This is a genomic window from Arthrobacter sp. LjRoot78 (genome assembly GCF_964254335.1).
Lineage (GTDB): Bacteria > Actinomycetota > Actinomycetes > Actinomycetales > Micrococcaceae > Arthrobacter.
Genome location: NZ_CAXUTG020000001.1, coordinates 959,038 through 972,313, shown reverse-complemented (window position 1 = coordinate 972,313; position 13,276 = coordinate 959,038). Strand labels below are relative to the sequence as shown.

Sequence of the window (13,276 nt, the reverse complement as noted above, 5' to 3'; positions counted from 1 at the left end):
ACGATCTACGGAGGCGGTCCACGATGCAGGAGTTGCTCATCATCCTTCAGGGCGGCTTTGAGGAGGACAACGTCACGGTTTTCGTCAACGGCAAGCAGGCCAGGCGCGACACCGAACTTTCCACGAATCCGTTGCTTGGCATCGCCGAAGAAGTCGCGATCGAGGTTCCGGCGCGCGGGGCAACTATCGGCGTCGATGTCACCAGCCGGGGCTTGTCCGGGGGCGTCAAGCTCAGCGGCAGGCCCAAGAGCCTCCTCGTGTCCATCGAAAACGGCAAACTCCTGCTGCGGGAAGGGACCGGCCGCGAAGCGTTCCTGTAGCGGGCGGGCTTGGTTACCGGTCGGGCTTGGTTACCGGTCGGGCTTGGTTACCGGTCGGGCCGCCCGGTCAGGAGCTCTTTCTGTCTGCGCGCCCGCGCAGCGATGCTGTTCCGGCGATGCAGCGCCACCGCCAGCAGGATCAGCGGAACATGGATCGCCGGGAGGTTCCTCGCGAACCACTTGGGCAGGTAAATGTCAGTCACCGACCCCGTCTCGTCTCCCAGGTTTTTGGCCACAGCGGTCAGCGGGCAGTGGAAGCCGTTGGCGGCAAAAACGAGCGTTTCACCGGCAACGACGCACGCGGCCACCCCGGCACGCCTGTCCGTGCGACCGCGGATTCCCGCGTACAAGAGGTAGACCATGCAGGCTTCGATCAGGAACCAGGCCAGCGTGTGGAATGACTTCACTGCCGTCAAGGCCATGCGGTCTCGGTCCATGTCTCCGCCCCGTGCCGGTATTCCGTCTCGCCCTATTTCCCTGGAACGCGGGCAGAGTCCGCGGGCGCATCCTCGGCGATGTCCTCGGCCCACAGTTCCGGGTAGTCGCGCTGGAAACCGAGCATCATGTCCACGCAGCGCTGGTCGTCCAGCACCAGCACTTCAACGCCCCGCGAGCGCAGGAGCTCGAATTCGCCAGGAAATGTCCTGGCCTCCCCCACCACCACCCGCGGAATCTTGAACTGGATGATCGTCCCGGTGCACATCGCGCATGGAGCCAGGGTGGTGTAGAGCGTGGTGTCGCGGTAACTCTTCTGGCGCCCGGCAGCACGGAGCGCAGCCATCTCGCCGTGGGCGATGGGATCGCCGTGCTGCACGCGCTCGTTGTGGCCGCTGGCGATCACTTCATTGCCCCTCGCCAGCGCGGCACCGATGGGGATGCCGCCTTCACTGAGACTCTGCGCCGCGGCCCGGACAGCTGCTTCGAAGGCTGCCTCATCGTAGGTGGCGGGGGCTGAGGCGGCTGCCTCGGTGGCGGTGTGGTCACCCGGTTTATTGCTCATGCGGCCCTCCCTTGTGGCCGGCAAGTCCCGCCGACTCCTCGATATCCTGGACCACTTCATTCTTCCTGAGGAACCAGGGTTTGAAAGGCGGGTCAAAGCGTGCGAACCGGGGCGCTCCGACTGGCCTAAGGCCGGCTTGAGCCAGAGCTTCCTGCAGGACACTGTTCCGCTTCTCGAACGCCGCTTCGGTCCCCCTGCCGGAGAATCCCAGGACGGCGGCCATCGAACCGCGCACGGCCCGGATTTCCACTCGCGGATTATTCGGAACGGGAGCTGTTTCTGCGGTGATGCTGGCGGGAAGAACGAACGCAACAACGAATTCGCTGTCGCCGAGGGCACCGCTCTGGACCACCGGCGCCGTCATTGCCAGTTTCCGGGATGGCGCGGGACTTTGCAGGACCGGGGCGGTCATGGACACGGACTCGCGTGCGGTGTTGTTACCGCTGATATAGCCGAAAAGAAGCCGAAAAGCAGCGTTGCCCGCACTGTCGAAGGTCGCGTTCACCTTCACTTCGGCGACGGAGTGCGCCGGGTAACGGCGCACTTCAAAATCCGGAAACCGTTGGACGACTTCAAAAGGCTGCTGTTCAGTCATGTTCCTCAGACCTTACGCCGACCGTGCCTGCCCGGGCCAGAGGCTGGCGGGCAGCGGCAGAGCCGAACGGGGAGTGCCCAAGCCAAATTTGTCAGGGCCCTTTGGTAGCTTGGCAATAAGACATCAGCGGCAACTCACAACAACCGGCACCGCAACATCTACAGCAACGAGGCGCAGTGTTTCTTCTTGAACCGGAAGTACCGGATCTGGCACAGGACCTGGTCTTCTCCGCCAGCGATCTGGTGATCGCGGCAACGTGCGAGTATCAGCTGCTCCGCAAACTCGATGAAAAACTGGGCAGGTCCGCCAGGGCCGAATTCGAGCCCGACGAGATGCTGGCCCGCACGGCGAAGCTTGGTGACGTCCACGAGCACAAGGTCCTGGACAAGTTCCTGGCTGAGTTCGGCCCGTGGGATCCCGCCACCGGCCGAGGCGTGTACGACGTCGCCGCCGCCACAGCAATGGACCGCGCCACCCTCCAGGCCAAGCATGCCGAATCGATCGATGCGCTGCGGGCCGGGGCGGACGTCGTGTTCCAGGCGGCCTTCTTCGACGGCCGGTTCCACGGCCGCTCCGACTTCCTGGTCAAACAGGACGACGGCAGCTACGCCGTGTACGACACCAAACTGGCCCGCCATGCCAAAGTGACGGCATTGCTCCAGCTGGCCGCGTACGGCGACCAGCTGCTGCATGCCGGAATCGCACCGGACCCGGCGGTCACCCTCATCCTTGGTGCCACCATTGAAACTGTGGGAGGCGGCTTCGACTATGTCCGGAGCAGCCACAAGCTCGCTGACATCCTCCCGGTGTTCCGCGAGCGGCGGGACAGGTTCCTCGCGCTGACCACCGGCCACCGTAACCAGCCCGACGCCGTCAGCTGGGGAGCGTCCGGCGTCGTCGCCTGCGGCCGCTGCGACTACTGCCAGGAACAGGTCAAAGCTACGGACGACCTCCTGCTGGTCGCGCGGATGAACTCGGCGCAGCGGAAGAAACTCCACGCGCAAGGGATCTTCACGGTCAAGCAGCTGGCCGATGCCACGCTGCCCGGCGCCAGCCCCTCCCTGCTGCTGATGCAGGACCAGGCCAGGATGCAAAGCAACACCGGCACGGCAGAAGGTTCCGTCAATTACGCCAAGGACGGCGAACAGCACAGCATCAGCTACCGGGTGATCCCGGAGAACACGCTGGCGGAACTGCCCCCGCCGAGCCCCGGCGACATCTTTTTCGACTTTGAAGGGGATCCGCTGTGGCAGGACAGCGCCACCGGCGTCTGGGGGCTCGAGTACCTCTTCGGAGTTATCGAAGCTCCGCTGGAACCGGACCGCCGGACCGTGTTCAAGCCCTTCTGGGCCCACAACCGCGCCGCGGAGAAGCAGGCCTTCCTCGACTTCCTGGACTATGTGGAAGACAGGCGGCGCCACTACCCTGACATGCACGTCTACCACTACGCCGCCTACGAGAAGACCGCGCTCCGCAAACTGTCGGTGATGCACGTCGCCGGTGAGGACGTCGTGGACAACTGGCTGCGGGACGGACTCCTGGTGGACCTGTACCAGACGGTGCGGAACAGCATCCGCATCTCCGAGAACTCTTACAGCATCAAGAAACTGGAGCCGCTGTACATGGGCAGCAACCTCCGCTCCGGGGACGTGAAGGACGCCGGCGCCTCCGTCGTGGCATACGCCGATTACTGCGAAGCGCGCGACGCCGGATTGTCCGAGGACGCCGCGGCCATCCTCGCCGGCATCTCCGACTACAACCAATACGATTGCCTCTCCACGCTGGAGCTTCGTGACTGGTTGCTGCGGCGAGCCGCCGAGCGGGGAATCCGCCCGGCACCCGGAAGTGCCGGTCCTGCCGGAAATTTAGGGCGGGGGGCAGCTGAGTCCGACGACGATGCCGCCGTCCGGCGTTCTGAACTCGCCATTCGGGCGTTCCTGGCCCGGGCGGCGGAGTTCCGCGCCGCAGGCGGTGAGCTCGGCGGCCCCGCTTCCGATATCCAGGCTGTCGCCATGGTGGATGCGGCCGTGAGCTACCACCGCCGCGAGCGCAAGGCGTTTTGGTGGGCACATTTTGACCGCTGCGAAAACGGCCCCGACACCCACCAGCAGGACCGTAACGTCTTCCTCGTGGAGGAAGCCCGCATCCTCGATGACTGGCACAAGGTGGGCACCAGGCTCCCGGAACGCAGGGTGCAGCTGACCGGAACGGTGAGCGCCGGCTCGGATCTCCGCGAGGGCAGCAAGTGGTTCCGGATGTACGACCGTCCGTTGCCGGCCGGGCTTGAGGGCACGGGCAGCGACGGGTCGGGGCGCAACGGGTGGTTCGGGACGGAGGTTCTTGAGCTCGGCCACGAAGACGGGCGGGACACAGTGGTGATCCGGGACAAGCTGCACCGGAAGATCGAGCCGCACAACAACCTGCCCATCGCACTGACCGAAGACCAGCCCATCGCCACCAAGAGCTTGGAGGAAGCGTTGGCCCTGCTGGCGGACCAGGTCGCTGCCGGCCTTCCGGACGGCTCGGCAGACGCCCCGGGAGAAGCCGCACCGGGCAAGGCCGGGGCACCGGGAAAACCTGTCTTCCGGAAACACCCGGCGTTGGACCTGGTGCGCCGGATTCCGCCGCGGCTGGTGACAGGCGGTCCGCTCCCCGCACCGGCCGGCGGACCGGACCGCTTCATTGACGCCATCACGGCTGCGGTGGAGGCGCTCGACCATTCGTACCTCGCGGTCCAGGGGCCGCCGGGCACCGGCAAGACGCACGTCGGCTCGCACGTCATCGCGCGGCTCGTGGCCCGCGGCTGGAAAGTGGGTGTGGTGGCCCAGTCGCACGCGGTGGTGGAGAACCTGCTCTGCACTGCCGTGGCAAAAGCCGGAGTTGACCCGCGCCGTGTAGCGAAGGACGTGAAACACGACGGTACCTTGCCATGGCACTACCGGGACGCCGCGGACGTTGAACGGCTGCTCAGTTCCCCGGGCGGAGCGCTGGTGGGAGGCACTGCCTGGACCATGACCGGCTCCACGGTTCCCGCCGGGTCACTCGATCTGCTGGTGATCGATGAGGCCGGGCAGTTCTCCCTGGCGAACACCCTTGCTGTTGCCCAGGCGAGCCCTCGGCTGCTGCTGCTAGGAGATCCGCAGCAGCTCCCCCAGGTCAGCCAGGGCACCCACCCGGAGCCGGTCAACGAATCCGCGCTCGGCTGGATCTCCGCGGGTCGCGCCACGCTTCCGCCCGAGCTCGGGTACTTCCTCGCGGACTCATGGCGGATGGCGTCACCCCTGTGCGAAGCCGTTTCGGAGCTCTCCTACGAGGGCAGGCTGCGCTCAGCAAACGCGGCGGATCTGCGGATCCTGGCGGGCGTTCCTGCCGGAATCGAAACCGTGTTGGTCCCGCACAGCGGCAACATCACGTCCTCCCCGGAGGAAGCCGCTGAAGTGGTGCGCCAGGTCGGGAGGCACCTGGGTCTGATGTGGCACGATGAAGCCGGCGGCCGTCCGCTGGGGCCGGAAGACATCCTGGTGGTGGCGGCTTACAACGCCCAGGTGAACCTGATCAGGGACGCCCTCGACACGGCCGGCCACACGGCGGTCCGTGTGGGCACCGTAGATAAATTCCAGGGCCAGGAGGCCGCCGTGGTGATCGTGTCCATGGCCTGCTCTGCGGTGGCCGAGGCTCCGCGCGGCATGGAATTCCTGCTCTCCCGGAACCGGATCAACGTGGCGGTATCCCGCGGCAAATGGCGCGCCGTGGTGGTGCGGGCACCGGAACTGACCAACTACCTGCCCACCCATCCGGAAGGGCTCGAACAGCTGGGCGGTTTTATCGGACTGTGCCAGCGGTCGGCCCCCAGCCAGGGCCGGCGGTCCGCCACAAACTAGGGGGCAAGCAGCAGCGCCTCATCCAGCACCTTGCCGAAGTTCGCGGCGTCGTGTGCGAAGCGGCCCAGGAAAAGTCCGGAAACGCCGCCGAGCCGCGGAAGCAGGCCGGGTTTCGCTGAACCGCCGTAAATGACCGGAAGTCCCTGAAGCCCGTGACGGGCGAGCAGGCCGCGGAGGTGATTCACGACGTCGGACACGTAGCCGGCGTCCGCAGGCTCGGCGGCACCGATGGCCCAGACCGGCTCGTAGGCAATAACGAGGCGCGTGGCCAGCGCCCAGTCGCCCCCGACGGCAGCGCCGATCTGACGGAACACAAAATCTGCTGCATCCCGGGCGGCGGCGGCGGAGTCTTCGCCAACGCACAGCAGCGGCGTCAGCCCGGCGTCGTCCGCTGCCCGGACCTTGAGCGCCACCACGGCGTCGGTTTCGCCGAAGTGGGCGCGGCGCTCGGCGTGGCCGATCTCCACCAGTTGGACGCCCAGCTCGGCGAGCATGGACGGCGCCACTTCACCGGTCCACGGGCCATCCGCCCAGCCGCAGTTCTGCGCACCGAGGAGCAGCGCCGAACCCTCCACCAGAGCGGCGGCCGCGGGGAGCACCGGGAAGGACGGGATCACAAACGGGACAACCCGCCCGGCCGCGAGGGCCGGACGGGAGTCCACTTCGTGCCGCAGGCGCTCCAGCCAGCCCAGGCTGTCCCGGTAACCCAGGTACATCTTGGCGCTGACCCCGACATACGTCACGGCACTGTTATTACTGTTCAAGCTGTTGCTACTTCTCAAGCAGTTCGTCTGCCTTGTTCTGGAACCTCTTGGTCGCGAACATCATCGCGGCCGCCAGGAACGGCAGAACACCCAGGGCGTAAACACCCATCGTTCCGGTGTCGGACGCCGTGACCTGGTTGACCGTGGTCCGCAGGATCGGGGCCACGAAACCGCCCAGGTTGCCCAGCGAGTTGATCAGGCCGATGCCCGCGGCCGCGGCCGTGCCGGTGAGGAACGCCGTCGGGTAGGACCAGGCGATGGGTCCGATCGACAGGAAGCTGCACACCGCCAGGGTGATGAAGATGATGCCCAGTGCCGGAATGTGGTTGGCGCCGGCCCACGCCGAGCCGAAGATGCAGAGACCGGTGGAGATGAACAGCCCAGTGCCCCACACCCGGCGGCGGACGATGGTGTTGGCCGCCTTGCCGATGAAGTAGCAGGCGAAGATGCCGAAGAACCACGGGATGGCCGCCATCAGGCCGACGGCGAATCCCACCTTCTGGCCCGTGAGCTGTGCCACCTGCTGCGGCAGGTAGAACGTCACGCCGTAGACCGCCACCTGGAGGCAGAAGTAGATGACGGTGAAGTACCAGACCTTGCGGTTCTTCATGGCCGCGAGTACGCCGCGGGGACCGGTTTCTTCCTTGACCGTGTCCTCCAGTGCCATGACATCCAGCAGCGCCTTCTTTTCGCCGGGGTTCAGGAACTTTGCGTCCTGCGGGCTGTTGATCAGGAAGAAGTACGCGGCGATGCCGGCCAGGACTGCGAGCATGCCTTCGACGAAGAACATGACCTGCCAGCCGGCCACGCCGGGAACCTGGTCGCCGATGTTGATCAGCCAGCCGGAGAGCGGGGCGCCCATCATCTGGGAGAACGGCTGGGCGAGGTAGAAGATGGCGAACATCTTCACGCGCACCTTGTTCGGGAACCAGGCCGCCAGGAACATGATGACGCCCGGGAACAGGCCGGCCTCAGTCACGCCGAGCAGGAAGCGCAGGATGATAAAGGACGTCTCGCCCTGAACGAAGGCGAAGCACGCGGACACGATGCCCCAGGTGATGGCGATGCGGGCCAGCCACACTTTGGCGCCGAACTTGGTCAGGAGCAGGTTGCTGGGGATTTCGAACAGTGCGTAGCCGATGAAGAAAATGCCGGCGCCAAGGGCGTAGGCCCCGGCGGTGACTCCGCGGTCCACGCCGAGCGCCGCTTCGGCGAAGCCCACGTTGGTGCGGTCCAGGAAGGCCACGACGTACAGGATGACGAGCATGGGCATGAGCCGGAACGAAGCTTTGGAAATCGCCGATTTGAGGACCGGCGAATCCAGGAGCTCCTTCGTGGACGTTGCTGTTAGGGACATCAAAACTCCTCTTTGAGTAAATCAGTTGCGAACGAAGGGGGTACTTCGGGTCCTAGCGGGAGAACGCGATGATCATGATCCCGGCGAGGCAGGCAAGGATGCCCACGGCGAGGTAAATCTGGCGTCCACGGCTCCAGGACCTGAGCCCTGTCGCCGGCCGTGATGATGCCGGCCGTGCTTTTGCGGACAGTCTTGCGGGGGTGCTGTGCTGTGCCATGGCTGGCCTTCCCTAGTGCATGTAGAGTCCGCCATCCACATTCAGCGTCTGGCCGGAGATGTAGCCGGCGTCCTCGCTGATGAGGAAGGCGATGGCTGCTGCGATGTCGCGGGTGGACCCGACCCGGTTGACTACGAGGTCCTTGGTGAGTTCGTCCTTGCGTTCCTGGCTCAGCGTGCCGCCCATGATGTCGGTGTCGATCGGGCCCGGGGAGATGGCGTTGACGGTGATGTCGTACTCCCCCAGTTCCCGGGCAGTGGAGCGGGTCAGCCCGATCACGCCGGCCTTCGCCACCGAGTAGGGCGTCTTGGAGAACGTGCCGCCGCCGCGCTGGGCCGACACGGAGGAGATGTTTACGATGCGCCCGATCCGGTTCTTCACCATGGATTCGGCCACGCGGCGGGTGGCGTAGTGGACGCCGTTGAGGTTGATGTTCAGGACACGGTCCCATTCGGCCGCGTCAAGCTCCAGGTACGGAACGGGTGAACTGACGCCGGCCACGTTGGCGAGGGCCACGACCTGCGGCAGCTCCGCTTCGATCTCGTCGATAGCCTGGCGGACGGACGCTTCATCGCCGACGTTGGCGCCGACGCCGTGGGCCTGCACGCCGTACTGGGCGGCGAGTTCCTTGGCAGCGGCCTTGCAGAGTGCGTCGTCGAGGTCGATGATGCCGATGTTCCAGCCTTGCGCGGCGAGGTAGTTGACGGTCGCCCGGCCGATGCCGCGTTCGGAGACGGCTCCAGTGACGATTGCCGTGCGTTCTGCGGGGAAGATGGTCATTTGGGGTGCTCCTGAGTTAGTTGATGGGAGCGGGGCCGAGGTCTTCGATCAGCTGCTGCATGGCCACGTAGGCCTTGTTGCGGTAGGCGATCAGCTCGGGGGTCCGCTCGGCCGGTACGTTGAGGAAGCCCGCACCGGTCTTGGTGCCCAGCTTTCCCGCTTCCACCAGGTCCGTGAGGATCTTCGGGGTGGCGAACCGCTCCGGGAAGTCGGTCTGGAGGGACTTGTAGCAGAAGTTGTAGACGTCCAGCCCGGCCATGTCCGCAATCGCGAAGGGACCGAAGAACGGGAGCCGGAAGCCGAAGGTGGTGCGGACCAGGGTGTCCACGTCGTCCGCCGTCGCGATGCCCTGTTCCACCAGCTGCGCCGCTTCGTGGAAGAGCGCGTACTGCAGGCGGTTGAGAACGAAGCCGGTGACATCCTTGACGACGGCGGTCTGCTTGCCGGCAGCGTGCACCAGGTCGCGGACTGCGCCGACGGTGGTTGCCGACGTACCGGCGTGGGGAATGATCTCCACGCCGGGGATGAACGGTGACGGGTTGGAGAAGTGCACGCCGAGGAACCGTTCCGGGTTGGTGACGGGCTCGGACAATTCGGCAATGGAGATGGTGGAGGTGTTGGAGCCGATGATGGCGTCCGGCTTCGCGGCGGCGCTGATGCGGGCCAGCGTCTGGTGCTTGATGGCGATGACTTCGGGGACGGCTTCCTCGATGAAGTCCGCGTCGGCCACGGCTTCCTCGATGTCCTTGGCAGCCCAGAGGTTCTGCTTCAGGATCTCGGTGGAACCTGCGGGGAACAAGCCGTCAGCCACGAACTGGTCCGATTCGGCGAGGAGACGGTCGTAGTTGCTCTGCGCCACTTCGGCGGACACATCGGCGAGAGCCACGCGGGCTCCGCCAAGCGCCAGGACCTGCGCGATCCCGCCGCCCATGTAGCCGGAGCCGACGACGGCGATCCTGCGGGCGCTGTTGAGTGCTGCCGCGTTGGGGGTGCTGACTGTTTCGGTCATGATCAGACTGCCTTCGTGTAGTCGGGCTCGTAGGAGCAGATAGCGTCCACCTTGGCGGCGGAGGATGAAGTCTCGTCGAAACGGTAGTCGAGCCATTCGCCCACCAGCTTCTTGGCCAGTTCCAGGCCGATCACCCGCTGGCCCATGGTGAGGACCTGGGCGTTGTTGCTCAGCACGGAGCGCTCCACGGAATAGCCGTCGTGGGCCGTGACCGCGCGGATCCCGGGAACCTTGTTGGCAGCGATGGCCACTCCCAGCCCGGTGCCGCAGATCAGCAGCGCACGGTCCGCTTCGCCGTCGGCCACTTTGCGGGCGGCGTCGACGGCGACATGCGGGTACGCGGTGGAGTCGTTCGCGCCCACGCCGATGTCCAGCACGGACGCGACGCGGCTGTCCGCTTCGAGCAGCGCCTTCAGCGCTTCCTTGTATTCGACGCCGGCTTCATCGTTGCCGACGACGATCCGCCAGCCTGGGGAAGTACTGGTGCTCATGCTTTTGCTCCATTTCCGGCCGCGGAGGCCGCCAGTTGGGAATCCATTAGTGGGGAATTCGTGAGTTCAGATTCGACGTAGCGGGAGATCCGGGCCGCAATCAACCCGAACGAAACTGCGCCGGGATCGGAATGCCCCACGCTCTTTTCGGCGAGGGGCCGTGCGCGGCCCTTGAGCGGCCGGAGCGAAGCGGTGGCGTCAGCGGCCTGCTGGGCAGCAGCCGCTGCGGCGGCGAGTGCCCCGCGTACCGGAGTTCCGCTGTCGAACGCGTTCAGGAAGGTGTCTTTGAAGGGAAGCAGCGCATCCACCATGGTTTTGTCCCCCGGCTCGGCCTTGCCGAGGGCGGTGATTGCGTCCACGAAGGCGGTGACGGCGGCCGCCGCGTCCTCGCCGCGGTAAGCGTCCCTGTTACCGAGGGCGATCCCGGCGGCGATCACGGCGGATCCCCACAACGCACCGGAGGTTCCGCCGGCGCGTTCGCGCCAGGCTTCCCCTGCCGCTGTGAGAACGCGTTCCACTGATGCCCCGGCCGCCGAAATTTCCCGGGCGGCGGCGGTTGCGGCGTCCACGCCGCGGCGCATGCCGATGCCGTGATCACCATCTCCGGCGATGGCGTCCAGGTCTCCCAGTTCCTCTTCATGCTCGACGACGACGCCCTGCACCTGGGCGAGCACGGCGGCTGCCAGCCGGCCCAGGTCAGCTGCTGCCGGCGTCGTGTTTTCCAATTCGCCAGCTACGGCGTCTTCCGGTCCGGCCAGTTCGCGGCGGGCCCGCGGGGCGAGGCTGCCCTTGCGGAAGGCCGGGGTGTCGGCCGGGGCTGCCCAGAACTGCTCCAATTCGTCGTCCAGCCAAAGCAATGTCAGGGACAGCCCGGACATGTCCAGGCTGGTGACCAGCTCGCCGCATTCCGGTTCCACCACGGTCAGGCCCGCGGCGGTGAGGCGCTTTTCGATCTTGCCGAAGAGCAGGAACAGTTCGTCGTATTTGACCGTGCCCAGGCCGTTGACGATGGCCACCACGCGGTTCCCGGCGTCGTCGGGCTTGTCCGCCAGGAGCCTGGAGACGAGCAGCTCGGCGAGTTCGGAGGCGGTGGGCATCGGGTGTTCCGAGATGCCCGGTTCGCCGTGGATGCCCAGGCCGAGCGACATCTGGCCGGCGGGCACGTGGAACAGCGGCGCGTCCGCTCCCGGGAGCGTACAGCCGTCAAACGCCACGCCCAGGGAACGGGTGCGGTAGTTGGTGCGGATGGCCAGACGTTCGACGGCGTCGAGGTCCAGTCCCGCTTCGGCCGCGGCGCCGGCGATCTTGAAGACCGTGAGGTCTCCGGCGATGCCGCGGCGCTTCTCGATCTGGTCCAGCGGGGCGCTGGCGATGTCGTCCGTGACGAGGACGGTCCGGGTTTCGATGCCTTCGGCGTTGAGGCGCAGCTGGGCTTGCCCGAAGTGGAGCACGTCGCCGGCGTAGTTGCCGTAGCTCAGAAGGACGCCGCCGCCGGCGTTGGATGCCTTGGCCACCCGGTAGACCTGGCCAGCCGCCGGGGACGCGAACATATTGCCGCAGGCGGAGCCGGTGGCGAGGCCCGGCCCCACCAGGCCGGCAAAGGCCGGGTAGTGGCCGGAGCCGCCGCCCACCACCAGGGCCACCTGGCCAGCGGGCACCTCGGTGGAGCGGACCACGCCGCCGTCCACCCGGGCAACATAGCCGCGGTTGGCTGCTACGAAGCCGTCCAGTGCCTCATCCGCGAAATCAGCGGGGTTGTCGAAGATCTGGGTCATGGTTTCCTCATCGAATCCGTGTTGGGAAATGCAGTGTTGGGCTGACGCCCTGTTTAGACGGCGGCCAGTGCGGCGGCCGGCTGCTGCCGCCCCTGCGCCACCTGGCTCCGGCCCAGCGCGTAGCCGTCCGTCTTGGGGAGGACGTGGCGGCGAAGGTAGTCCTGGTTGCTGGCCGTCACGCTGAGGCCGTCTCCGCCGTAGTGCTCGGTGCAGAGGATGCCCTGGAACCCGACGGACAGTGCGAGCTTGAAGGCTTCGCGGTAGTTGATGAGGCCGCTTTCCATAGGCGCCGGCATGGCGACGTACATGTCGCGGGCCGTGTCCTCGTCACGGATGTAGTTCTTCATGTGCCAGTAGTTGGAGTACGGCAGGGTCTTGGCCACCATCTCGCGCCAGTCCTCGATGGGCCGGTGGAGCCGGATCAGGTTGCCGAGGTCCGGGTTGAGGCCGACGTTGGACAGGCCGATGTCCTGAACCAGCTGGACCGAGGAATCCGCGGTTCCCAGGTAGGTGTCCTCATACATTTCGAGCGAGAGCAGAACCCCGACTTCGGCTGCGTGCCGGCCAAGTTCGCGGAGACGAGTGACGGCGTTTCCCCAGGCTTCCTTGTTTCCGGCGGGGTCCTTGTAGCCTTCGACGGTCCAGAACCAGAGCTGTTTCTGCTGCTCGGCCGTGATGGCCTGGTGGAGCCCGAACGAGACAACTTCGCAGCCCAGCTCGGCGGCGGCGTCGATGGTGCGGTGGCTGTAGGCAAGGTTGGCTTCCCAGTTGCCTTCTTCGATGACGCTGCGCCGGATGGCGGAGATAACCGGAACGCCGATGCCCACGGCGTCTGCCGTCTGCTTGAACTCGGCCAGACGTTCCTTGCTGAGATCGCCGGGGCGCACCCAGCTGTCCGTGAGGTCCGCGTGGGCGAAGCCGGCTTCCTTTACCTCAGTGAGGACCTCGGCCCAGGCCGATGCGTCGGCGTCGTTGATGTGGGTTCCCTGGGCATCGGTGCCCGGGAACTGAAGCAGGGCCGCAGTAATGGGCCAGTTCTCGGCTGTGTAGGCCATGGTGTTCACTCCTTTGTGCGAATCCTGTTTCC

The 13,276-nt window shown here is 66.1% G+C and carries 13 protein-coding genes; 2 read left to right on the top strand and 11 right to left on the bottom strand.

All coding sequences use genetic code 11. The features are described 5' to 3' along the window. Positions 1-23: 23 nt before the first annotated feature. On the top strand, positions 24-320 hold the full coding sequence (locus ACSQ1X_RS04610) for a hypothetical protein (protein ID WP_028272106.1): 297 nt from the start codon (positions 24-26) through the stop codon (positions 318-320). Positions 321-367: 47 nt separating this feature from the next. Here the strand turns inward: ACSQ1X_RS04610 and ACSQ1X_RS04605 are convergent, their stop codons facing one another. Genes ACSQ1X_RS04605 through ACSQ1X_RS04595 form a run of 3 tightly spaced genes read right to left on the bottom strand, consistent with a single transcriptional unit; the run spans position 368 to position 1,915 of the window. Further along, positions 368-757 carry a hypothetical protein gene (locus tag ACSQ1X_RS04605; RefSeq protein ID WP_436056810.1) on the bottom strand — a complete coding sequence of 130 codons (390 nt, stop codon included), beginning with the start codon at positions 755-757 and terminating at the stop codon, positions 368-370. A gap of 32 nt (positions 758-789) precedes the next feature. After that, positions 790-1,320: a nucleoside deaminase gene (locus ACSQ1X_RS04600; protein WP_436056809.1), complete on the bottom strand. Its 531-nt coding sequence runs from the start codon at positions 1,318-1,320 to the stop codon at positions 790-792. After that, complete coding sequence (locus tag ACSQ1X_RS04595) at positions 1,310-1,915, bottom strand: SOUL family heme-binding protein (protein ID WP_436056808.1); 606 nt, start codon at positions 1,913-1,915, stop codon at positions 1,310-1,312. The genes ACSQ1X_RS04600 and ACSQ1X_RS04595 overlap by 11 nt, the downstream gene beginning before the upstream one ends. Before the next feature lie 176 nt (positions 1,916-2,091). On the opposite strand from ACSQ1X_RS04595, the gene ACSQ1X_RS04590 reads away from it, so the two are divergent. Further along, the gene (locus ACSQ1X_RS04590; RefSeq protein ID WP_436056807.1) at positions 2,092-5,796 is read left to right on the top strand and encodes a TM0106 family RecB-like putative nuclease; all 3,705 of its coding nucleotides are present in this window, start codon (positions 2,092-2,094) and stop codon (positions 5,794-5,796) included. Here the strand turns inward: ACSQ1X_RS04590 and ACSQ1X_RS04585 are convergent. Genes ACSQ1X_RS04585 through ACSQ1X_RS04550 form a run of 8 tightly spaced genes read right to left on the bottom strand, consistent with a single transcriptional unit; the run spans position 5,793 to position 13,244 of the window. Then, positions 5,793-6,560: a triose-phosphate isomerase family protein gene (locus ACSQ1X_RS04585; protein ID WP_436056806.1), complete on the bottom strand. Its 768-nt coding sequence runs from the start codon at positions 6,558-6,560 to the stop codon at positions 5,793-5,795. The two genes, ACSQ1X_RS04590 and ACSQ1X_RS04585, sit on opposite strands and share 4 nt — an antisense overlap. Before the next feature lie 7 nt (positions 6,561-6,567). After that, the gene (locus ACSQ1X_RS04580) at positions 6,568-7,917 is read right to left on the bottom strand and encodes an MFS transporter (RefSeq protein WP_055799420.1); all 1,350 of its coding nucleotides are present in this window, start codon (positions 7,915-7,917) and stop codon (positions 6,568-6,570) included. 52 nt (positions 7,918-7,969) lie between these two features. Next, positions 7,970-8,134 carry a hypothetical protein gene (locus ACSQ1X_RS04575; RefSeq protein WP_156372326.1) on the bottom strand — a complete coding sequence of 55 codons (165 nt, stop codon included), beginning with the start codon at positions 8,132-8,134 and terminating at the stop codon, positions 7,970-7,972. A gap of 12 nt (positions 8,135-8,146) precedes the next feature. Continuing rightward, positions 8,147-8,914 (bottom strand): SDR family NAD(P)-dependent oxidoreductase, encoded by a 768-nt coding sequence (locus ACSQ1X_RS04570; protein ID WP_436056805.1) that lies wholly within the window; start codon positions 8,912-8,914, stop codon positions 8,147-8,149. 16 nt (positions 8,915-8,930) lie between these two features. After that, positions 8,931-9,923, bottom strand: a complete 993-nt coding sequence (locus ACSQ1X_RS04565) for a 3-hydroxyacyl-CoA dehydrogenase family protein (protein ID WP_055799426.1) — start codon at positions 9,921-9,923, stop codon at positions 8,931-8,933. Positions 9,924-9,925: 2 nt separating this feature from the next. Further along, positions 9,926-10,414 carry a ribose-5-phosphate isomerase gene (locus ACSQ1X_RS04560; protein ID WP_055799428.1) on the bottom strand — a complete coding sequence of 163 codons (489 nt, stop codon included), beginning with the start codon at positions 10,412-10,414 and terminating at the stop codon, positions 9,926-9,928. Then, on the bottom strand, positions 10,411-12,189 hold the full coding sequence (gene dhaL, locus ACSQ1X_RS04555) for a dihydroxyacetone kinase subunit DhaL (protein ID WP_436056804.1): 1,779 nt from the start codon (positions 12,187-12,189) through the stop codon (positions 10,411-10,413). Before dhaL ends, ACSQ1X_RS04560 begins: the two co-directional genes overlap by 4 nt. Positions 12,190-12,242: 53 nt before the next feature. Then, on the bottom strand, positions 12,243-13,244 hold the full coding sequence (locus tag ACSQ1X_RS04550; RefSeq protein ID WP_436056803.1) for a sugar phosphate isomerase/epimerase family protein: 1,002 nt from the start codon (positions 13,242-13,244) through the stop codon (positions 12,243-12,245). Between the last annotated feature and the right edge of the window lie 32 nt (positions 13,245-13,276).

What these genes read in the sequence shown, in the direction of transcription:
- ACSQ1X_RS04580 (WP_055799420.1), bottom strand. Translation starts at nt 7,917, where the DNA reads ATGTCCCTAACAGCAACGTCCACGAAGGAGCTCCTGGATTCGCCGGTC.
- ACSQ1X_RS04595 (WP_436056808.1), bottom strand. Translation starts at nt 1,915, where the DNA reads ATGACTGAACAGCAGCCTTTTGAAGTCGTCCAACGGTTTCCGGATTTT.
- ACSQ1X_RS04550 (WP_436056803.1), bottom strand. Translation starts at nt 13,244, where the DNA reads ATGGCCTACACAGCCGAGAACTGGCCCATTACTGCGGCCCTGCTTCAG.
- ACSQ1X_RS04565 (WP_055799426.1), bottom strand. Translation starts at nt 9,923, where the DNA reads ATGACCGAAACAGTCAGCACCCCCAACGCGGCAGCACTCAACAGCGCC.
- ACSQ1X_RS04600 (WP_436056809.1), bottom strand. Translation starts at nt 1,320, where the DNA reads ATGAGCAATAAACCGGGTGACCACACCGCCACCGAGGCAGCCGCCTCA.
- ACSQ1X_RS04605 (WP_436056810.1), bottom strand. Translation starts at nt 757, where the DNA reads ATGGACCGAGACCGCATGGCCTTGACGGCAGTGAAGTCATTCCACACG.
- dhaL (WP_436056804.1), bottom strand. Translation starts at nt 12,189, where the DNA reads ATGACCCAGATCTTCGACAACCCCGCTGATTTCGCGGATGAGGCACTG.
- ACSQ1X_RS04575 (WP_156372326.1), bottom strand. Translation starts at nt 8,134, where the DNA reads ATGGCACAGCACAGCACCCCCGCAAGACTGTCCGCAAAAGCACGGCCG.
- ACSQ1X_RS04570 (WP_436056805.1), bottom strand. Translation starts at nt 8,914, where the DNA reads ATGACCATCTTCCCCGCAGAACGCACGGCAATCGTCACTGGAGCCGTC.
- ACSQ1X_RS04610 (WP_028272106.1), top strand. Translation starts at nt 24, where the DNA reads ATGCAGGAGTTGCTCATCATCCTTCAGGGCGGCTTTGAGGAGGACAAC.
- ACSQ1X_RS04560 (WP_055799428.1), bottom strand. Translation starts at nt 10,414, where the DNA reads ATGAGCACCAGTACTTCCCCAGGCTGGCGGATCGTCGTCGGCAACGAT.